13 protein-coding genes and 1 riboswitch are annotated in these 21,153 nt (G+C 48.7%); of the genes, 4 read left to right on the top strand and 9 right to left on the bottom strand.

Annotated features, from left to right (window positions below):
* Window positions 1-18: 18 nt before the first annotated feature.
* A complete protein-coding gene (locus K7B07_RS03515; protein WP_223707502.1) occupies window positions 19-1,410 on the bottom strand; it encodes a hypothetical protein in 1,392 nt (463 codons plus the stop codon).
* Window positions 1,410-3,251, bottom strand: coding sequence for a type VI secretion system Vgr family protein (locus K7B07_RS03510; RefSeq protein WP_223707500.1), 1,842 nt, complete (start codon window positions 3,249-3,251; stop codon window positions 1,410-1,412). The genes K7B07_RS03515 and K7B07_RS03510 overlap by 1 nt, the downstream gene beginning before the upstream one ends.
* Window positions 3,252-3,723: 472 nt before the next feature.
* Between K7B07_RS03510 and K7B07_RS03505 the strand changes: the two genes are divergently transcribed.
* Window positions 3,724-5,784, top strand: a complete 2,061-nt coding sequence (locus tag K7B07_RS03505; RefSeq protein ID WP_223707498.1) for a M13 family metallopeptidase — start codon at window positions 3,724-3,726, stop codon at window positions 5,782-5,784.
* 268 nt (window positions 5,785-6,052) lie between these two features.
* Here K7B07_RS03505 and K7B07_RS03500 read toward each other — a convergent pair whose 3' ends face one another.
* The 5 genes from K7B07_RS03500 to K7B07_RS03480 all read right to left on the bottom strand — a co-directional run bounded on the left by K7B07_RS03500 (window position 6,053) and on the right by K7B07_RS03480 (window position 9,911).
* Window positions 6,053-6,637, bottom strand: coding sequence for an alpha-ketoglutarate-dependent dioxygenase AlkB family protein (locus K7B07_RS03500; protein ID WP_223707496.1), 585 nt, complete (start codon window positions 6,635-6,637; stop codon window positions 6,053-6,055).
* A 9-nt stretch (window positions 6,638-6,646) separates the two neighbouring features.
* A complete protein-coding gene (locus K7B07_RS03495) occupies window positions 6,647-7,510 on the bottom strand; it encodes a bifunctional transcriptional activator/DNA repair enzyme AdaA (RefSeq protein WP_223707493.1) in 864 nt (287 codons plus the stop codon).
* A gap of 276 nt (window positions 7,511-7,786) precedes the next feature.
* Window positions 7,787-8,467 (bottom strand): ABC transporter ATP-binding protein, encoded by a 681-nt coding sequence (locus tag K7B07_RS03490; protein WP_223707491.1) that lies wholly within the window; start codon window positions 8,465-8,467, stop codon window positions 7,787-7,789.
* Window positions 8,460-9,380, bottom strand: a complete 921-nt coding sequence (locus K7B07_RS03485) for a hypothetical protein (RefSeq protein ID WP_223707489.1) — start codon at window positions 9,378-9,380, stop codon at window positions 8,460-8,462. Before K7B07_RS03485 ends, K7B07_RS03490 begins: the two co-directional genes overlap by 8 nt.
* Window positions 9,381-9,911: a DinB family protein gene (locus tag K7B07_RS03480; RefSeq protein WP_223707487.1), complete on the bottom strand. Its 531-nt coding sequence runs from the start codon at window positions 9,909-9,911 to the stop codon at window positions 9,381-9,383. It lies immediately after the preceding gene.
* 301 nt (window positions 9,912-10,212) lie between these two features.
* On the opposite strand from K7B07_RS03480, the gene K7B07_RS03475 reads away from it, so the two are divergent.
* Complete coding sequence (locus K7B07_RS03475) at window positions 10,213-11,166, top strand: aldo/keto reductase (protein WP_223707485.1); 954 nt, start codon at window positions 10,213-10,215, stop codon at window positions 11,164-11,166.
* Window positions 11,167-11,320: 154 nt separating this feature from the next.
* Here the strand turns inward: K7B07_RS03475 and K7B07_RS03470 are convergent, their stop codons facing one another.
* Together K7B07_RS03470 and K7B07_RS03465 are read right to left on the bottom strand one after the other, a co-directional pair.
* Window positions 11,321-12,490 (bottom strand): trans-sulfuration enzyme family protein, encoded by a 1,170-nt coding sequence (locus K7B07_RS03470; RefSeq protein ID WP_223707483.1) that lies wholly within the window; start codon window positions 12,488-12,490, stop codon window positions 11,321-11,323.
* Window positions 12,491-12,635: 145 nt separating this feature from the next.
* A riboswitch (SAM riboswitch) is annotated at window positions 12,636-12,739 on the bottom strand.
* Window positions 12,740-12,835: 96 nt separating this feature from the next.
* Window positions 12,836-15,550, bottom strand: coding sequence for a DEAD/DEAH box helicase family protein (locus K7B07_RS03465; protein WP_223707481.1), 2,715 nt, complete (start codon window positions 15,548-15,550; stop codon window positions 12,836-12,838).
* A 463-nt stretch (window positions 15,551-16,013) separates the two neighbouring features.
* Between K7B07_RS03465 and K7B07_RS03460 the strand changes: the two genes are divergently transcribed.
* On the top strand, window positions 16,014-19,283 hold the full coding sequence (locus tag K7B07_RS03460; protein ID WP_223707480.1) for a SusC/RagA family TonB-linked outer membrane protein: 3,270 nt from the start codon (window positions 16,014-16,016) through the stop codon (window positions 19,281-19,283).
* Window positions 19,284-19,301: 18 nt separating this feature from the next.
* Complete coding sequence (locus tag K7B07_RS03455; protein WP_223707478.1) at window positions 19,302-21,065, top strand: RagB/SusD family nutrient uptake outer membrane protein; 1,764 nt, start codon at window positions 19,302-19,304, stop codon at window positions 21,063-21,065.
* The last annotated feature ends 88 nt before the right edge of the window (window positions 21,066-21,153 follow it).

Below are 21,153 nucleotides of genomic sequence, written 5' to 3'. Positions count from 1 at the left end.
ATAAGGTTAAGAGTACACTTATTTAAATGGTACCGTGGGTAAAAAACGGGACCTCGGTTTTGCCGTACTTTTTTCAAACTCCGTTCCTGATATCAATTCGGCCCAGTCCGGCCCGATCCATATTGCCAGCTGTTCTTCCAGCGCTTTTAGATCGTCTTTGGGGCGTACTTTTTCACCCAGAAAAACAGCCAGATGTGCTGCATGCAGAAAAGTAGATTGGCGGATGACCTCCTGTGTTAAATTACTCCCAGCCACCAGTGCAAGCAGCGAGTGCTCAAACGCCGGCTCGTGCCGCCCTCTTAAATAATAAAGATGACCGCTGATGCGATGCCCCTCCATTACAAAAAACACATCGCTGTACTTTAACGCCGTTACAGCCATTTTTTCATAAACGGTAATCGCTGTTTCCCATTTTCTCTTTGCTGAAAGCAGGGCACCCTTTAGCATCATGCAGGCTTTCCAGCAATGATACCCGGTGGCATCGCCTTTTTCCATTACTGCTTCCGATCTTCCAATGGCATCGTCTGCATACCGGGCAGCCTGGTCGTGATCTTTAATATTATAATGCACCTGCGATGCTACCAGCAGGGACGAAATATAGGTAGAGGGATTGCCGGTTTCTTTTGCCAGGTCCAGCATCTTTTTCACTTCCCTGTCGCTAAGTGATCTGTCCTTTTTTAAAATTGTATCCATCACTACCCGGATCTGCTTGGTTAAACGGGCTTCCGGGCTGACCATTTCGCTGCTGCCACCGCCTTTATCCATTTCGTTATTGATCGCTCCCATCATGTCCAGCTTTGGTTCCAGCTCTACAATAAGGTTATTTTTTCCTGTATGTATGTTTCTGTCAGCGGCATGGTCAATGGTAACCAGTCTTATAAAGGGTGGAATGTCTTTTTTTAATTTCGCTGCCAGCCAACTGCCCAGCATAAACTGGTGTTGCTTTGCAGTAGGGAAGTATAAGCAGAAAAAGGTTTCTTCAAACCCTTCAAGATGCTCCCGCAACCGCAGCAGTTCTTTCAACAGGCCGCTGAAGCCGCTTTCTGTATTAAACCGGGGTTCAAATATTGGATCCAGAACGCCGTCATTCCTTAAAGCCAGCAGCACATCTTTTTCTGGTACCGGAGGGTTGAACCAGGATTGGTATTCTTTCCACAGGGCTTCTTCAAAACCCTGATGATCTCCTTTGAAGGCTGTTTCAAAACGAAAGAAGATATCGTTTTCAAATACCCCGATTGCCAGGCGTTCTGTTTCTATAAATTTATCAATGATGTCTATATCCTGGTATTGCGCCACCCATACTGCCAGCTTCCAGTGTTTACGTTTGGAGACCTGCTCCCAGGCCTCGCGTATCTTGTAAAACTCCTGCGCTACTGATGTTGAAGAGTTACTCATTGGTGTCTGCTGCATTATGCGTTCAATTTTACAATAGCTCCTGTTACACCAACATTCCCGCTTGATGATAAGTCCATTTTGCCGGCGTTCATCTTCATTTCACTGGCAGCAAGGGCAGCCAGTTTGGGAGCTGATAATGTCAGATCGGCTGTGCCGCCCACCAATGTTTCTGTAGATACAAATGATGCTTTTACAGTTCCGGCAGCGGTCATCTCATTGTTTGCTGCCAGGGTCATATTATTTTCAGCAGAAGAAACAAGATCCACTGTTGCTATATTAATGATGTTTTTACCACTCACGGTAATCGTGCCATCTTCTTTTAACGTTATAGAACTTAGACCACAGGTAAGGGAGATCTCCTTGTCGCTCGTATGCGCCATTTTACCTTTGCCATCCATCATCACGCCGCCGCCGCCGCCGCCAGACCCCAGGAATGCGCTGCTGTCCTGGTCGTTCAAGATCAGTTTACTGCCGCTACGGCTTTGTAAGGCCTTTACATCGTTGCCGGCATTGCCAAAACTGTTCTTGGCCTGGCCATGGTAAACGGCTCCAATTACATAAGGCTTGGTAGCACTGTCCCCTTCAAAACCCACGATCACTTCCTCACCCACCTCCGGTATCAAAAACATCCCTTTGCCACCGCCTGCATGGGGTGTGGTAACGCGGATCCACGGGCTCTTTTCAGCGCCATTCATCCAGTGGAATTTGACCCGCACACGGCCCAGCCCGTTAAAGTCATTATTGTCTGTAACAATGGCGCTCTGCGTTTCACAGTTGGGGTCGACAAATTGCTCGATAGGAGGGACCTTAATAGTGGATGGAACTGCGGAAAAATCGTTTTCATAATTGCCCTGTGCATCCACATAATGGTTCACAGCAGTGATGAGGTAGTCGCCATAACCCTCCGACTGGCTGCTGAACACATTGTTGCCTTTTACCTCAACCGTGCTCCCCACGGTTACCCCCGGGTGGCCGCTTTGCCCGCTAAAGCGTACAATACGGCTGCTTGCCATGGCACTGCGGATATTAAGTACGTCCTCCTGTTGTTTTTTATTGGTGAGGAACTGGTTGTTCCAGAGCTTTGGCTGTGTGGCATAAACTGCCTGCCCGGCTTTATAAACCTGTTCCCCCCATGGGTTCAGTCCGGCCTTCTGTTCGATACCGCTGGGCTGACTGGTGTACACTTCACTGTTCATATAATCCCAGGCCATCATCTGCATCTGTGTGGGGCGGGCCTGCAGGGATATATTAAAGCTGTTGAGATTGCTGCCGTATACGAGATCTGCTGTTTTGTTACCGCCGGGCTGACCCACTACCAGGTTCCTGCCGTCCCAATACAGCCATTCACCAAAAGTGCTGGTCAGGCGCTTTAAAAACTGCCAGGCGGTTTCTTTATATTGAACGGTATAAGCCAGCGTTTCGCCATAGAGCGGCTGTATCTTGGGTTCCAGTAAATTCTGGGGGAAAAATTTAAGCACCTCCTGGGCAATATTCTTTACGGCTTTCTTTTCCCAGCTTTTGCAGTGCGGACCGCTGTCCATAACGATAGTGGGACTGTAGCCGCTGATGATCACATCGCCATGATGCCCGGTAAAACGGGCGGTTTCCACACTGGTTACAATGCCGTTGAACAGCACTGCCCCTTTTGCGCCGATGCTGGCGATGCGGGCGCCGAATGTGGCGCCCACCATGTCTTTTGACGCACTGAAGATACCGCCTTTCCCATCGATGGTTTGCGCAGGACAGGTGAGTGAAAAACGGTGATGGTCAAAGATGGTCTGGTGAAGCGAAAAGGACGTGAATTGAGCAAGGGGTTTCCCGTTGATGCTGAACACGGGCTGGGTGAGCTGAGCCATAAATAAGTTTTTTGTCGGTTATGGAATAAATCGTGAAACCTGTTTAAAGAGCTTAGAATAATAGGCGTATTTATAAATACTGATGCATTCCGGGGCTGATTAAAAAGGGTATTTCTTAATCGCGAAACGCAGGTTTAGGGAAACAAAGTTTGTACCAATATAAGCATTGATTGCGTATAATGTACAGGTTTAAAAATAACTTAACCCGGATTAAGCAATTAATGTTCCACCACCAACAGGTGCAGGTGTACAGTAGTTGCCCGGTGCGGTTTTTCCCGGCGGGTCTGCACACCGGATGCCTGTGGACCAGACCCGGTTTTATCCTTGCCAAACTGATCTATAGCAGGTTGACAGTCACTGTATTGGCTTCCGGAGTTCCGATTAATGTGGGGCCGCAACCTGTTACCGTTTATATAAAATTTCAACCATCAACACGGCAGATGATTACCTTTGACGGATAAATAAAAGAAAAATGCAATACAAAAAGCTTTTGCTAGCCGGAGCTGTAGCTGCCACCGGAGCAGTGGGATGCGGGGTCACTCCCGGCAAGCAGCCGGAAGCGCAAACCACAGAAGGACCAACTGTTTACCTGAGCAGGGCCAATATGGACACCACCATAAAACCGGGAGATGATTTTTTTCTGTATGCCAACGGCACCTGGGTGCGGAACACGGCCATACCGGGCGACAAGACGCGGTGGGGAAGCTTTGACGAATTGCGCGATAAGACCAATAAATCGGTTCATACATTGCTGGATGATGTGGCAAAAGAGGAGGCAGCACCGGGAACTCTACAGTTCAATGTAGCTGCATTCTATAAAAGCGGAATGGATACGGCGGCCATTGATAAGGCGGGTGTTACGGTATTGAAACAACAACTGGACGCGATAAAGGCCATCTCTTCTCCGCAGCAGCTGCTGGACGTGATCATTGAAAATGGTAAGAACGGCCTGCAAACCGTATTGCCCCATTTTATCGGGCCGGATGATAAGAATGTGAATCAGAATATCATACAATTTATGCAGGGAGGACTGGGCCTTCCGTCGAAAGATTATTATACGGATAAGGATGCCAATGCTGAAAAGAACCGGCTTGCCTACAAAAATTACATTGCAAAAATACTGAGTCTGGGAGGACAGGATACCGCCGCTGCCGGTAAGGATGCCGCAGCTATCTTTGAACTGGAGAACCGGTTGGCAGCAGCTTCCCTGTATCCAAAGGAAATGCGCGATCCGCAACGGATGTACAATAAATTCAGTCTGGAAGCATTTACCAAACAAACACCCAATCTTCCGTGGAAGACAGTCTTTGAAAAAATAGGCATCAACGGGCAGGATACCCTGCTGGTGAATGTGCCTCAATATTATAAAGCCGTTTCGGCACAGCTTACCGCAACGCCGCTGGATGTATGGAAGGCCTATCTTACCTATAACCTGCTTTCGGATATGGCTCCGTATCTGGGAAAAGATTTTGAAGAGGCCCGTTTTGATTTTTATAAGAAAACACTGAGCGGTCAGAAGCAGCCTGAGCCCCGCTGGGAGCGCGTGATGCAGGTGATCAATAATGCGATCGGTGAACAGCTGGGTAAGCTTTATGTGGACCGCTATTTTAAACCGGAGGCAAAGGCCAAGATGATGGAACTGGTACAGAACCTGCAGGACGCATTCAGCAGCCGTATCAAGAACCTGGACTGGATGAGCGATGTTACCAAACAAAAGGCAGAAGCCAAGCTGGCCGCCTTTATGAAGAAGATCGGTTATCCCGACAAATGGAAAGATTATTCCGGGCTGGAAATAGCTTCCGGTAATTATGCACAGAATGTGATGAACGCTGCGGCCTTTGAATACAAACGGAATCTTTCAAAACTGGGCAAGCCGGTAGACCGCACCGAATGGGGCATGACGCCGAATACCGTAAACGCCTATTACAACCCGGCATTTAACGAGATCGTTTTCCCTGCGGCGATCCTGCAATTCCCTTTCTTTGATTTTGGAGCGGACGATGCGGTGAACTATGGTGGTATCGGGGCCGTGATCGGTCATGAAATGACGCATGGCTTCGACGACCAGGGCGCACAGTATGCTGCGGATGGCAATCTGAAGAACTGGTGGACACCGGAGGATGCTGTCAAATTCAAGGCAAAGACAAAAATGGTGGAGGCGCAATTTAACGGGTACACCGTGCTGGACTCCATACACGTGAATGGGGCACTTACACTGGGCGAAAATATTGCCGACCTCGGCGGTATCACCATTGCGTATGATGCCTTTAAAAAAACAAAGCAGGGACAGGGCAATGAGCTGATCGACGGGTTTACACCCGATCAGCGTTTTTTCCTGAGCTGGGCGCAGGTATGGAGAGGGAAATCAACTCCCGAAAGGGCCCGGCAACTGATCAAAATCGATCCGCATTCTCCGGCCGAATGGAGGGCCAACGGACCACTGACCAATTTTGAACCCTGGTATAAGGCATTCAATGTACAGCCGGGTAATAAAATGTATAAACCCGAAAATGAACGGGCGAAGATCTGGTGATTTGTTTTTGTTTATTTTGTTAGAGAGGCCTTCCTGATTCGGTCAGGAGGGCTTTTTTTATGAGAAATGAGTATCGGGATTTGAGAATGGAGAATTGAGATGTGAGAAGTAGGGGAATACACCAGCTTATTTTATGGGCCTGCAACCGGCGCGGATCGTTTCTTTGGAAGAAAGATCGTAAATAAGTATCCAAAGAGGTGCATGTAAAAAACTGCCGGATTTTTCAAACAGCACAAGAGCGGCTCTCCCTTGCTTTTTCACTTTTCCCTTACTGCTCTTCACCGATCGTCCGGAATGTGAGGTTGACACGTGGCGCCTGCACTTTTCTGGTAGGTGGCAGCCGGTGCAGCCAAAAGGTTTGAGTGGTGCCTTTCATTACCAGGAGGCTTCCGTGTTCCAGCAGGCATTCTACTTTTGTACCATCGGTCTTGTGTCTAAAAGCAAATTTGCGTTCGGCCCCGAGACTTAACGACGCGATGGCGCCGTTTTTCTTTAATTCACGTTCTGCATCGCTGTGCCAGGCCATACCTTCGTCGCCGGTATGGTAAAGATTCAGCAAACAGGAGTTATAGGTTACTCCCGTCCGGGTCTCACAGATCGCCTTCAGCGCCAGTAGTTCCTGTGTCCAGGGCAATGCCCGCCTGGTTGTATTTGAGTAAGTATAGTCGAATGCTTTATTGCCATACCAGGCCACTTTTCTTTTTGTGATGATCTTTTTTCCAAAAATGACGGCCTCATCATGCTTCCAGGAAATGGTGGTCAGCAACTGATCCAGGTACCGGTCTGCATCCGGTCGTGTGAGCACAGGACCGTAGTATTGAGCAATGCCGTCATACGGCAAAAGATTTGTCATACTGAAGTATTAAATAACAGGTTCCTGTGTTATAACAGCGTTCTGCGCCTGCTCCCAGCCGATGATGGCCATTTTCCGCGTGGTGCCCCACATATATCCGCTTATTTTACCGGTTGACTGGATGACCCGGTGGCAGGGGATCAGATAGGCCACGGGGTTGCTGCCGATAGCCGTACCGACGGCACGCGATGCGGCGGGACGGCCGATCTGCGCTGCGAGGTGGCCATAGGTGGTAAGCTGGCCCATGGGAATCTTCAACAGGCTCTCCCATACCTTGAGCTGGAAATCGGTTCCTTTTAAATGCAGTTTTATCTGTTGCAGGGGCTCTTTACTGTTCTGAAAAATGAATAAGGCATTTTGCTGTAACAAGTCAAGCCGCTGCTGGAACCGTGCATTGGGAAACTTTTGCCGGAGCTCCTGCAGTGCAATCTCTTCGTCCTTGTAGAAGGCCATATAACAAATGCCCTTGGAGGTGGAGGCCACCAGCAGGTTCCCGAAAAGACTCTCCGCAAAACTGTAGTTGATGCTCAGGTTTTTGCCGCCGTTCCTGTATTCCGCGGGAGTCATGCCTTCGATATTGATAAAGAGATCATGCAGCCGGCTGGTTCCGGAGAGGCCGGTATCAAATGCTGCGTCTGCAACAGAGGCATGGTTGGTTTTTAAAACTTCTTTGGCATGCTCGATACTGATGTATTGAAGGAATTTTTTCGGACTGGTGCCGGCCCAATCTGTAAAAATGCGCTGGAAGTGATAAGGGCTGGTATGCGTTGCTTTTGCGATCGCCTCCAAACCGGGTTGCTCCCTGAAGTGGGTGCGGATGTATTCGATGGCCGCTGCCACTTTGTTAAAGTTTATGTTTTCCTGTGTGTTCATAACCGCTTAATATTATAACACAAAGATGATCGCTATTTGTTGAAATGGAAATACGATTCTTGCGCTATTCCGGTGTGCATTTCGGGAAAAAAAAGAGTGTTCAGATGAACACCCCGGCTGTCTTTGATAGGTCGACAATCTTTTATGTCGGAATAATGGTATATTCAATGCCCTTTAAAGCAGTTACTTGGGTGCGATTTCTGAAGCAAAAATCCGTTTTTTTAATCAAAAACTGCTTGACTCAGGTTAATTAATCACCAATTGGTGAAAAGTGGCTTACCTCAGGTGCATCCGTTCGATTTTATCCCCGATGGAGCCTTGTTTCATTTCTTCTTCAAGCAGCTCGAAGTCGGCTTTGAAAACGGTCTTTGTAAAACTGCCGTTTTGTAGCAGAAGGATGGCATCACAGGTATCCTGAAGGGTGGAAAAGATATGGGAGGAGATCAGCACCGTTTTCCCCAGCTGTTTGAGCTGCTGGATGATTGCGGTGATCAGCAGGTTGCTTTGTATGTCTACCCCGTTGAAAGGTTCATCCAAAATATAATAATCGTTTTCCTGCATCAGGATGGCCAGCAGCGCCAGTTTCTTTTTCATCCCGGTAGAATAGGTGGAGGCGTACTGGTTCAGGGGAAGATCAAAAACATTGCGCTGTTCCAGGTGTTCCAATGGCTTGTTCCGCGCATTACAGAGCAGCTGGAGGTATTCTTTCCCCGTGATCTTTGAAAAGAAAAAGGGTTCTGTCTGCAACAGTCCGAGGTAGTTTTTTAACGGCTTTTGTGCCGCTTCGATATGACCCTCAAACGTTTCAATACCTGCAATGCAGTTGAAAAGGGTGGTCTTTCCCGCCCCGTTCTCCCCCACAATACCATATACGCTGCCGGTATTAAAAGTAACCGACAGCTCCTTTAGTACCTGGTGGCTCCCGAAACGCTTGGAAAGTGCTGTTATCTTAATCATGAAGGTACAGGGTTAACCGGTTAACAGATCTGGAATAATAATAAGGGATCAAACCCAGCAACAGCGGTGGAAATAAAATGCTGCCGGCAAACAGGAGCACCTGCACCAGGCTGATCTCATCCGGGTAGGCTACATATTTTACCAGCAGGATCTGAACCACATACAGGTAGCCCAGCAATTGCATACCAATAATTGCCCACCATTTTTCGGGAAAGGCGAGCAGGAAGGCCGTCAGCGGGAGGATAATAAGAATGGTGGTGTGCAGGAGCGCGGTCTTTATTTTATTCCTTAAAAAGCCGGCCGGTGTGCAAGCCATATTCCATACATAAAACAGGGGCTCGGGCCTGGAGTAAAAAGACAGGATGATCAAAAGGTTGGCACCCGCTGCAAACAGGCCGAGGTTGACATTGCCGACAAAGATACCGATGCCCATAAGGATATATGCACCAAGAATAAAAAGCAGTGATTGCCGGAAGCCCGTAAGGAATTCAAAGGGCTGTTTTCCAAAAGGAGTGGGAATGGTCGTGTTCATGCGCAGGGAATGATCCGTAAAGGCCATCAGCAGCGTCACCGGTATCATTCCCAGTGCCACCAGGGCATAGTGCTTCAATAAGAGAAAAAGCAGAAAGGGCAGCATCAGGAGGCCATTCTCTGCCATCCGGATCCGCCGAACGGTTCTGCGGGGAAAAGTAAGACTTAAAAAATTAGTGCGTGTCGTATTGCTGAGCTGAATCAATAATGAAGCTGCAAAAAAGAGATACAGGTAAATGGCAAACCTGGTTCTTGAAAAAAGCAGCCAGGAGCAGGCCGTAAATCCTGCAAGCCCCAGCAGCCATCCCCACAGGGGCGCCATACCAAAATCCTTTATATGACGGTTGAGCAACCGGAGCTGCAGCCGGAAATAGAAGTTCATTTATTGCGCGTTCAGCAAGGGAAAGTACCGGTCCTCAATTATTTTAAAATGATGTGTCTGATGGCCCACGATGGTAAACCCGATAGCGAGCACAGACATTTGTGTATTATAGTTCTGACCTACTGAAAGCAGCTGCGCTTCATCCAGGTTCTTATAAAAAGCCAGTGTACCCTGGCGGACGGCCACCAGCTCTTCCAGTAGGGATTCCAGCGTGCGTTCACTGGCATTGGATTCATCTGCAAATAAATTCTCATCAAATGATTGCAGCTTTGTACCGTCCTTTCTTGCAAAACGCAGGGCGCGGTAGATGAAGATCCGTTCTGTATCTGCTATATGCAGCAATATCTGTTTGATCGTCCATTTTCCCGGCGCATACACCTGGTCGCCCAATGCATCTACTTTGTCCTTATCCAGCTGGTACACATCCAGGATGCTTTTCTGTATGGCCGGAATTAATTCCAGGTCATCCGCAACCTGGTTGATATATCGGTCAAAATAATCCGGCATGGGGTTTATGGCAGATTTGTTCATGTTATACTGGTTTAAACTGAGTATGGTTACAAATATAACACATAGCCGGTTTATCTGCCTCATGTTTAACTGCAATACAGTGAAAGGAGACAAAAGGTGTGGGTGCCGTTCTTTTCGAGGGCTTTAAAATTTGTTAAATAGCAGCTTTTGTTTGCAGCCAGCGAAATGCCTCAAATGCAGTGGTACTACAGGTTTACGGCCGCTGACCCGTGCGGGAATATGCCGGTCCGAAGTACCCGCGCCGCCGGCTGCTGAACAATCATTTACCGGGAACTGTTTAGTAAGCATAAAATAACAGAATATGAATAAAGTAACACTGGGGCATACCGATCTGCAGATCGCGCCTGTTGTTTTCGGAGGAAACGTGTTTGGCTGGACAGCGGATGAGACCACATCGTTTCAATTGCTGGATCATTTTGTTGGCGAAGGATTCAATATGATCGATACGGCCAACCAGTATTCGTACTGGGCGCCGGGAAATGAAGGCGGCGAGTCGGAAACGATCATCGGTAACTGGCTGAAGAAAACGGGGAAGCGGAATGAAGTGCTTATTGCTACAAAAGTAGGTGGCAGCACGACAGACCAGCCGCAGCCGGATACTTCAAAAGCATATATCCTCAGGCAGGTGGAGCTTTCATTAAAACGACTGCAGATCGAAACCATCGATCTGTACCAGACACATTTTGACAACGAGACGGTTCCGGTGGATGAAACACTTGAAGCCTATGAACAGCTTATCAAGGCGGGAAAAGTGCGGTGGATCGGTGCTTCCAATTTATCGCCTTTACGACTGGAAGCTTCTTTCAGTGCTTCAGCGGAGCACGGTTTGCCGGTGTATCAGACACTGCAGCCGGAATACAACCTGTACCACCGCGAATCATACGAAACCCGGTATGAGCCGATCGCTGTGGCGCACGGACTGGGTGTGATCACATACTACTCACTGGCCAGCGGGTTTTTAACCGGGAAATACCGCAATGAAAATGATTTCTCAAAAGGCGCCAGGGGAGCGGGAGTGAAGAAGATGCTGGATGCGCGCGGAAAAAAGATCTTGGCTGCCCTTGATGGTGTGGCCGGTGAATATCATACCACTCCTGCGGCGGTGGCGCTGGCCTGGCTGCTGGCACGCACGTCAGTAGCGGCACCTATTGTAAGTGCCACCAGTGTGGGCCAGATGCAAAGTATGACAGATGCGGTGCGTTTGCAGCTTTCCGCTGATGCTGTTGCAACACTTGATACAGCGAGTGTCTATTAAAGAATTAAGAAGACTGTATCAAAAGGTGTTTCTTATAGCTTGTCGCTACCAAGATGTCGTCCTGATCCGATAGCTATCGGATTTTGTTCGGAATCTATAAGTGGAGCCTGACATTATTCTCATAATTCCGCCTTTTGATACAGTTTAGTTATTGTTACCATGTACGGGTTACCAGTTTTCCCGCTGCAATGCGCAACGCTCTTTTCAGATCCTGGATCAGGTCTTCGGGGTCTTCCAGTCCTACAGAGAGCCGTATGAGACTGTCTGTAACGCCCGCCTGGCGGCGGATCCCGGCGGGGATCGATTTATGGGTCATTTCACTGGGTAAACAGATCAGGCTTTTAACACCCCCCAGGCTTTCTGCCAGCTGAAAATACTGCGTGGCCTTTGTAAGCTGTGTTGCCGGTTCCTGTTCATCCACCTGGAGGTCAAAACTGACGATGCCTCCAAAGTATTTCTGCTGCCGTTTTGCAACAGTGTAATTGTGATGGGTCGTGAGCCCGGGATAATAAACGTTTCTGACAAGCTCCTGTGTTTTCAGAAATTCGGCAACGGCCTGTGCGCTTTTCGAATGTTGTATAATGCGGAGAGAGAGTGTTTCGATGCCGCGGATAGTAAGCCAGCTGTCGAAAGGGCCCAGTATGGCACCGGAAGCGTTCTGTATGAATTTGACCTGGTGGCCCAGTTCAGCGGTTTTTGTAACCACAAGACCTGCAATAACATCGCTGTGGCCGGCGAGGTATTTGGTAGCGCTGTGCACCACGATGTCGGCGCCCAGTTCCAGTGGCTTTTGCGCAGCAGGAGAGGCAAAGGTGTTGTCTACACAAAGCAGGATATTACGGGCTGCCGCAAGTGTGGCAATGGCGGGGATGTCGGAGATCTTTAATGTAGGGTTGGTGGGCGTTTCGATCCAGATCAGTTTTGTTTTGGGTGTAATGGCTTTTGCTACCTGCTCGGTATCGGTGGTGTCGGTATAATTCACCCGGATGCCGAATTTTTGATAGATATGGGTGAACAGCCGGAAGGCACCGCCGTATATATCATCCACTGCGAGTATCTCATCCCCCGCATTCAATAGTTTTACAACAGCGTCAATTGCCGCCAGGCCGCTTGCAAAGGCGAACCCGTTGCTGCCGCCTTCCAGGGTGGCGATCAGTTTTTCCAATGCGGCACGTGTCGGATTATTGGTGCGGGAATAATCGTATCCGCGGTGTACACCGGGCGCTTCCTGTACAAAAGTGGAGGTCTGGTAAATGGGAGTGGAGATGGCTCCGGTCAGTTCATCTACCGGAATGCTGTGCAGGATCTTTGTTTGCTCTTTCATTTTTTGTTTTTTTTAACTGTGAAGAATACACCTGAAAATCCATCCGGAAAAACGAACGACAATGATGCCGGGAGCAAAAAAAATGCGCTCCCGACAAGTCAGAAGCGCATTCAGTTATTTTGTAAATAATGAAAAAGCTTTTTCTAACTTATCTTTCCACAAGTGTGGTTGAAGGTGGCACCTTCCCGCGCAATGCGGAGGTTGCCAAGACGTCATCGGGTCAAGTCCCTCGGTCTTTCTGGATAAGAATATTTTCAAGAACTATGGCAAAAGTATAGACTATTTACCGAGACCGCCAAATTTTACAGAAGATTTTTTTAGCAGTAAAAAAATGAGCTGTAAAAATCAGATCCATTTGCTGGTATGTTCCGGTTTGTTTTCCAGCACGGCGGCCAGCGACTTTAACCGGGCATACAAAAGGAGTTTACGGCCTTCCTGTGTTCTTGTGTAAACAAGTTCACAGCGGCCTACCTGTGTTTGCCATTGTTTTCTGAAATAGCCGGCAGCGTGCTGGTGCCTGCCAAGCAGGCGGGGAACGGCATGATAATCCTCCTGGGTTACAAAGAAGAACAACCTGCTTTTACGGATGATGATGTAACGCGGATTTGTAACCGGGTCCACCAATTCAAAAAGCGCATCCATGAAGACGGAACGCTCCAGCGAGGTAGCGCCCTCCAGGTGACAGAAAACGGCGCCGGCTTTTTCTTTTGTGGCAACTACCCTGAGTTTTTCTTCCGGCGACTTAATGGCTCCTGTGTAAATCAGGGTATTGAGCAGTGCATCTCCGATATGTTTGAGATCCAGGGCAATGTCCCGGTATTTTATATAGATCTTAAACGCTTTAAATGTGGCGCCACCGAAAATGACGATCCCCCCCAGCGAAAAGATAGAAATAAAAAGCGTGAGCCCTGCACCTGAATGGACGGCTTTGAACAGCTTTAGATAGGCGATCAGTGCATCCTGTAAAAAATGCACAAAAGCCAGCGCGATCAGAAAAAATAAATTTCTGATGGTGCGGAACAGGTAAAGTTTTTGCGTTTGCTCGTAGGGTCTTTTTTCTTTGAACGGAATTTTTAATGCGTCTGTGAGCTGACTGCCTTTTGCAATTGCTGCTGTCCATCGTTCTTTCAGTATCCTTCTTTCCTGTGCACGGGCAAAGCTTTTTTGAGTGTGTACATCAAGCAGTGATGCATCTGTCAGGTCTGCAGGTGGGTCCAGCCTTGCGATACCATTCTCGATAATGGGTGGTTCGCCGGAACTAATGCCTGCAAATCCTTTTAGGCGGCGGGCTACGGCCTGGTAATCGCTTCCCCCGTTTTGCAGCGCGGGGTACACGCAGGCAAGATGCCAGATGTTAGCGGTTTTTCCGGGATCGGTGCGAACGGCGCGGATGGCACGTCCCCGCATCTGGTTGGAAAGTACAAAGGAACCGACCGTACTTGCCAGTACCAGTGTGTTGATCTCCGGTGCGTCCCAACCTTCACCCAGCAACGATTTTGTACCTGTCAGTACCTCGATGGCCCCGCGTTGAAAAAGATGGGTAACGAGTGAGACAGCGCTTTGCCTGCTGCCTGCCGTTATGGTAAGTAACAGGTAGCGGGTGTCATAACTCAGTGGTGTGGTTGAAAAGGAACCCGGTGAAGCGATCGCATTCAGCAGGGGAAGTGCTGTTTGCGGGATAATCACAAGGGAACCGGTCAACACCCCCAGTTTTTTATTATTGTTGTTTGATCTCCTGAGTGTTTCAAAAACGGGTACAACTCCCAGCTTATTGATGGGGGTATTATTTTCTTTTTCTGCGGCTAAAAATTCCTTTCGGATATAATCCGATAAGATGACGCAGCGCGTTCCCGGTCCTGCCTGTTTGTATTCGAATGAAACGATCTGTTCAATAGCTTTTAGTTTATTGATACAGGAAGCAAGGAGGGCATTGATACGGCTGTTTTCTGTAAAGCTGATCTCTTTCCTTTCGAGGATCCCTGCCTTTTTCAGGTGCGCCTCCAGTTGACGTCGTTGCTGGTTAAAAGCATTAGAAGCGGGATGCGGATCATAGAGGAAACACTTTACGAGTATGCCCAGCCACCGTTCATCCAGTACCGGTACCGGATAGCCGGGATTGTCTGTAATTTCCTTGTGTGCCTGCGGGATCTCTTTTTGATTGTGTTGCATAAAGACCAGGAAGGCCATATACTGTTCCATGTTTTCATAGATCCATTCCAGACAGGACAGGGGTGCTGTCCAGACAGGATGTTGTTCTATTGCCGCGATCAATCCGCTGTCTGTTTTTAACGACTGCATTATCTTTTCTGCTTCGGCTTTGAACTGGTGCAGTTCCCGGCTTTCTTCCGTGGTCGGAACTGTATAGAAGATATGATCCTGGTGCGGGCAGAGATCACCTTCCTGTATCAGTTCCGGAATGGTGATCTCAGCGTCCACCGGTCCGTTCATTAATGTATACCGCTGCCATTCGGCCCAGGAGACATCATAGGGCGGGGTTGCCGTCAGGCCGATGACAACCGGCTGCAGGCGGTCCTTTACTGCAAAAAGCGTATGCCACCATTCATTTTTCAGATGATGGGCTTCGTCGGCGATTATGGTTTTAATGCCAGCTGAGCGGAGCTTTTTAAGCAGGGATTCAAGACTGGGGTTGTTGACGCTGCCGGATGTTTCAACCGTGTCAGCCCCTGAATCGGGATCTTCGGTTGACGGACCTTTAAAATTGCTGCACGCCGCGTGCAGTCCCTGGTAGGTAACGATCGTCATCAGCGATGGCTTGCGGATATCAAATGAGATCCAGTCCGGGAGTGTTGCCTGTTGCAGAAAAAGTTCACAAAACCGGTCCGCCCACTGGTCCCTGATGGCAAGGGTGGGGGCCAGTATCAGCACCGGTTGCTGAAGCTCCAGGCAAAGCTGCAATCCCAGCACTGTTTTTCCGGACCCCGGAGGTGCTACAATGTGGAGGTGGTTGTCTTTTTTATAAACTTCAAGTTCATTCAATACCCGTTGCTGGTATTTTCTCCAGGGGTATTTAAACCTGATGCCCGGCGGAAATTGCTTCAATACGTTTCTTGTTGTTGGTACAGGACTAAAACTAATCAATTGTTGCGGCAGCCATAAAATTTAATTTCCGGTTTATTGTTCCCGGGCGAAAAGTGCCAGAAGCTTGTTTATGAAATTTTTTAATAAAGATTCTTGTTTATTATATAAATAATAATCTTTTGTCAATTTTATTTTAAAAAATACTGAAAAAAATTTTGTTTGTGTATTTTTTTCGATAACATTTGTCCTGCTATTCGCTATTCTTTAACAAACCCCCGAACCCCACTATGACCCTGAAAAATCAGACTTAATTCCAATCATTCCGAAGTAAAAAAGGAACTACCCGAGAATAAAAGTAATTATCTGAGAATGTAAAGCGTCGCTGTATATACAGCAGAGCGCATTGCCTGTCTATTGCCCTGAATTGCCTTTTTTACTTGCTCATCTGAATCACATTCTTTAAACTTTAAAATTACGAGAGCTTATGCAAACAAGACTCCAGAAGTATCTTTTTGGCTTCCCGGTTCTGCTGTGCTGCCTGTTATTGAAAGTAAGTACAGTACAAGCGGCACTACCCGCTGCCGGCAACCATTATCTGTCACTGGTCCAGGCGCCGCCTGTGGAAGGGAAAGTGACCGATTCCTCCGGTAATCCCCTAGCCGGTGCCACGGTTAAAATAAAAGGAAAATCAGCTGCCACCGCCACAGCGATGGATGGTACCTTTAAAATGAACGTAACAGCGGGTGACGTGCTGGAAATATCGGTCATCGGATACCAGCCGCAGGAAGTGACCGTGGGCAATGAAACCACCCTGCAGATCCGGCTGCTGGCCGCCACTGCAGCGTTGGATGAAGTGGTGGTCGTGGGATATGGCGCACAAAAACGTTCCAACCTTACGGGTGCTGTTACCAGTATCAGTACCAAAAAATTAACGGACATACCTGCGGCTAATATGTCCAATACCCTCGCAGGCCGTGCCCCGGGGGTAACGGTCACCAATACCTCCGGTCTTTCGGGTGCCAGTTCCAGCATCCGTATCCGTGGTGCCAACGGAGAGCCGCTGTATGTGATCGACGGGGTGATCAAAGGCAAGGCGGAATTTGACGCGCTGGACCCGAACGAGATCGATCAGCTGAACGTATTAAAAGATGCGGCTACGGCTTCCATTTATGGTTCCAGGGCGGGCAACGGCGTAGTGGTGGTTACTACAAAAAAGGGAACGCCCCAGAAGCCTACCCTGCATTTTCAGACCTCTTTTTCAAGGTCGACCCCTACAAGAACATTGCTGAGCGATCTTACAACAGCCACCGATGAACTGATCTACCAGAACCGGGTGGTGGAGTTCAATAATGAATACAACAAGAAAAACGATCCGCTGCCCAACGGGGAAACAGAGTTCAATTATTTCAGGGATAAGAATTATAATGTGAACGACTGGGTATGGCGCAACCCCACTGTGCAAAAATACCTCCTGGATATCTCTGGAGGAAGCGAGAAGCTGAATTACTATAACATGATCAGCTATACCGGTGAAAACGGGTCCTATGAAAACCTGGGGTATAAAAAATTCAATCTCCGTTCGAACATTACTGCAAAGATCACCGACGACATCAAGCTGAATATGAACATTGCAGCGGCACAGCAGAACTCCGATAAATTCTACTGGCCGTTCTCCCCGGATGATGACTATGATGTATCCGACTTCTACCGGGTAACTTTTAACTGGCCCAAACTGTACCCCTTTTATATCAATGCCGACGGAAGCCCGGCAGATCATATTACCGACTACCCGGTACAGACGCCCATGGGAAGCTGGCAGGCCTGGAGCGTGATCGACCAGGTGATGGGCGACCGGTATATCAAAACAAGGAAACGGCAACTGAACACGATCGCAACGCTTGATATCAATCTGCATAAGATCACCCAGGGCCTGGCTGCCAAGATCGTGGGCAATTACGAGGCCAATGATTTTTTACGGAAATGGTACATGACCTTCCAGAAAAATTATGTGTTTATACAGGGTGATCCCAATAACCGGTTTGTACCCGGCCCGCCGGATCCGGATAAGATCAATATCTTTAATTTCAGCCAGCAGGCGCCCTTTTTACGGTACCGGCAGGACAATGGCTGGAAATACCAGTTTAATGCCTTCCTGACCTATAACCGCAGTTTTGGTAAACATACCGTTGATGCCCTTGCGGTATTTGAACAGCGTCAGGAACATTATTACCGCTCGATCTCCACGGCCTATAATCCCATTGCCAATATCGATCAGTTCTTCTCTTATTCCGAAGATCCTGCAGACCGCTATGCGGACGGGCTGGAAGGCCTGGGGGCCGCACAATCCTGGATCGGACGACTGAATTACAATTATGCTAATCGTTACATTGTAGAGGCATCGCTGCGCTATGATGGCAACAGTGCCTTTGCCAAAGGCCGCAAATGGGGAGCCTATCCCTCTGTATCGCTGGCTTGGCGGCTTTCACAGGAATCTTTCTTCAAAGACCACGTGGCCTTTTTGAATGACCTGAAGATCAGGGCCTCTTATGGTACAACAGGGAATGACCTGAATTATTCCAATATCGCAGATCCGCAAACCATTCCGGGATTCCTGTATAAGGAAACCTACCAGAACAGCACACCCTATGTTTTTGGCGACCGGTTATATAAGACCATTCAACCCAGTCCCGTTCCGGTGCCTGGTCTGACCTGGGCTACCGTGGAGAACAAGAACATCGGCCTGGACTTTGCCACGCTGAACAGCCGGCTTTCGGGGCGACTGGATTTCTTTACCAACCGGATGAAGGACATCCTGGCGTCACGCGTGGTGGCCATACCGGATGTTTATGGTACTACACCTGCACCGGAGAACTATGCAGTGCGTTCGTTCAAAGGTGCAGAGTTCGATGTGCAATGGAGTGACCGTGCGGGAAAAGAGCTTTCTTATTCCGTATACGCAAATATGGGTTATGCGCGCGACCGCTGGGAGGTGCTGGATGAACCGGTGGCCTACGGACCGGACGGTGTGGAGCATTTCCGCACCCGCATCGGTCAGCCGGAAGACCGCATCTATGGCTTTAAAGCGCTGGGCATTATCCGCACACAGGAACAGCTGGATGAACTGACGGCAAAAGGCTATAATTACTACGGCCGGAAACCCTATTTGGGCGCGATCATCTATGAGGATGTAAGAGGCGATGGTTATACACCCGGTGCAGACGGGCGGATCGATGGCAACGATGTACAGTTGCTGAGCAAGAACGGAAAACCGAGGGTCAATTATGGTTTTGGGTTCAACGTATCGTGGAAAGGACTTTCCCTGGATGCACATTTTCAGGGAGTGACCTCTTATGATGTAATGATCAGTAACCAGGACGGGCCAGGCATCCGCCAGTGGGGCGGCAATTTCCGCGTATATTATCCCATTTGGGCCAGCGATGTGTGGACCCCGGAAAAGCCGGATGCCCAATATCCGCGCGTGGTGGGACAGAACTGGCTGGAATCCGGCAGCGATGGCTCCACCTTCTGGATCAGGAACGGCGCTTATATGCGTTTGAAGAACCTGAACATCGGTTATACCCTTCCTGAGCGATGGATCAGTCGCCTGAAGCTGGTAAATGCCCAGGTATTCCTGAACGGCACCAATCTCTTTGCCATTTCAAAGCTGAAAGAGTTCCAGGATCCGGAGCAGAAGAACTATGATTCTTACCCGGTGATGCGGACTCTTACTGCCGGATTGAACCTCACCTTTTAAATTTAAACCAGTATTCAAATGAAAAAGCTATTTCTATTTTTATGCATCATTATCCTGGGTGTCCGCTGCTCTAAGGTGCTGGATATTGAAGATGTGAATAACTATCAGCCGGAACAGGTCTGGAACGATCTGCAACAGGCCAATGCATTTGTGGCCAATCTTTATAACAAATTCGGGAACTGGAGCGTGGCGGCAGACCGCAACAGTGAACAGCTTTCGGGCATTACCTTTGGTGAGGATGCCATTACGGTAACCGGTGCTACCACCAGCTATTGGGATTATGCCAATGTGCGGCTGGCCAACCTGGCGATACGTGATGTGCAGGCCGGAACGCTGAGCCAGTCGGAAAAAGAAGGCATCCTGGCACAGGCTTATTTTATGCGGGCGTATACCTATTTTTCAATGGTAAAGGAATATGGCGGGGTGCCGATCGTAACGATGCCGCTGGACCGCTACCAGGACGACCTGGATCTGCCGCGTAATTCCACAAAAGAATGTTTTGATTTTATCATCGAAGACCTGGATAAAGCCCTCGCGCTGCTGCCGGCAAAGATCGATGTTACTTCTCCTGACTGGGGACATATCGACGGGAATTTTGCACAGGCCTTCAAGGCAAAAGTACTGTTGTTTAAGGCTTCGCCATTGTTCAATCCCGGTAACCCCTGGGACAATGCTTACTGGGCCGAGGCTTATACCGAGAACAAAAAAGCGTATGAAAGTCTGAAGAGCCAGGGCTATGGATTGATCGAGGATTATGGAAAAATTGCCCTGTCTGAAAAAAATGCGGAGATCGTATTCCCGGTTATCAATAAATTTCCGGGTAAGACGGCCGGCTGGGATTTTGGGGCAAGACCTGGCTCATTAAGCCGGGGCAATGCTTCTGCCTGTCCTACCTGGGAATTTATAAAAGCATTCCCGATGAAGGATGGCAAACGTTATAACGATCCCCAGGGCAGTTACTACCGGTCGGAAGCCGACCTGCTGCAATCTTTTTGGAAGAACCGGGATCCCCGTTTTGAAAAATCCATTCTCTGGAACGCCCGCCTTTTCCCGGTTGCAGGCACCCCGAAAGGTTATAAGCAATATACCAGTGTGGGCATCGCCTCCGCAAATGATAACTTTGGGGTCAATCCCCGTGTAGGCGATAAGTCTACCAACAACAACACGTATACGGGTTTCTTTATCCTGAAGAACTGTAACCTGAACCTGACCCAGCCCAACGTACAGCAATACGATATTGATTTTGTGCTGATGCGTTTTGCGGAAGTGATGCTGAATTATGCAGAAACGGCCAATGAAGCAGGTCATGCAGCAGAGGCCCTGGTATTGCTGCGGGAGATCCGGAAACGTGCCGGCATAGAACCCGGTGCGGGAAATACCTATGGCATTACAGCGGTTTCTCGGGAAGATGTACGACAGGCGATCATGAACGAAAGGAATATCGAGCTTTGTTTTGAAGGGCATCGTTTTAATGACCTGCGCCGCTGGCGGTTGTTCAGCCTGCTGGATCAGAAAACCAAAAATGGTGTGGAGGCCATAGCCATCAATGTAAACGGTTCGGAAATGCCCATACTGGAAGCCCAGCAAAAGGCCAGTACGTTCAGCCTTTCAGAAAATAATTTTAAATATTCCGTGGTACAGGTGCCGCAAACCGGTGTGCAAACGAATATTGTTCCGGATAAGTATTATTTCTATCCGATCGCGCAGAGCATTATCAACAAAACCACTAAGCTGGAACAGAACAAGGACTGGGGCGGATCCTTTGATCCTACCCTGCATTAAACAGCCTGCAGGCATTGGTGCACTGGTATCTGCAGTATCTTTTTCCGGAAGGCGGCCCTGGGCTGCCTTCTTTTTTGTCTGACGGAGC

Origin of the sequence: Niabella beijingensis (assembly GCF_020034665.1) — a bacterium.
GTDB classification, from domain to species: Bacteria; Bacteroidota; Bacteroidia; order Chitinophagales; family Chitinophagaceae; genus Niabella; species Niabella beijingensis.
Note: the sequence above shows the minus strand (reverse complement) of the source record. Positions and strands in the feature narration are given on the sequence as shown.

Excerpts from the sequence above, each read along its gene's own strand:
- K7B07_RS03515 (WP_223707502.1), bottom strand. The coding sequence starts at position 1,410 with ATGCAGCAGACACCAATGAGTAACTCTTCAACATCAGTAGCGCAGGAG.
- K7B07_RS03460 (WP_223707480.1), top strand. The coding sequence starts at position 16,014 with ATGCAAACAAGACTCCAGAAGTATCTTTTTGGCTTCCCGGTTCTGCTG.
- K7B07_RS03505 (WP_223707498.1), top strand. The coding sequence starts at position 3,724 with ATGCAATACAAAAAGCTTTTGCTAGCCGGAGCTGTAGCTGCCACCGGA.
- K7B07_RS03480 (WP_223707487.1), bottom strand. The coding sequence starts at position 9,911 with ATGAACAAATCTGCCATAAACCCCATGCCGGATTATTTTGACCGATAT.
- K7B07_RS03500 (WP_223707496.1), bottom strand. The coding sequence starts at position 6,637 with ATGACAAATCTTTTGCCGTATGACGGCATTGCTCAATACTACGGTCCT.
- K7B07_RS03475 (WP_223707485.1), top strand. The coding sequence starts at position 10,213 with ATGAATAAAGTAACACTGGGGCATACCGATCTGCAGATCGCGCCTGTT.
- K7B07_RS03455 (WP_223707478.1), top strand. The coding sequence starts at position 19,302 with ATGAAAAAGCTATTTCTATTTTTATGCATCATTATCCTGGGTGTCCGC.
- K7B07_RS03510 (WP_223707500.1), bottom strand. The coding sequence starts at position 3,251 with ATGGCTCAGCTCACCCAGCCCGTGTTCAGCATCAACGGGAAACCCCTT.
- K7B07_RS03485 (WP_223707489.1), bottom strand. The coding sequence starts at position 9,380 with ATGAACTTCTATTTCCGGCTGCAGCTCCGGTTGCTCAACCGTCATATA.
- K7B07_RS03470 (WP_223707483.1), bottom strand. The coding sequence starts at position 12,490 with ATGAAAGAGCAAACAAAGATCCTGCACAGCATTCCGGTAGATGAACTG.
- K7B07_RS03495 (WP_223707493.1), bottom strand. The coding sequence starts at position 7,510 with ATGAACACACAGGAAAACATAAACTTTAACAAAGTGGCAGCGGCCATC.
- K7B07_RS03490 (WP_223707491.1), bottom strand. The coding sequence starts at position 8,467 with ATGATTAAGATAACAGCACTTTCCAAGCGTTTCGGGAGCCACCAGGTA.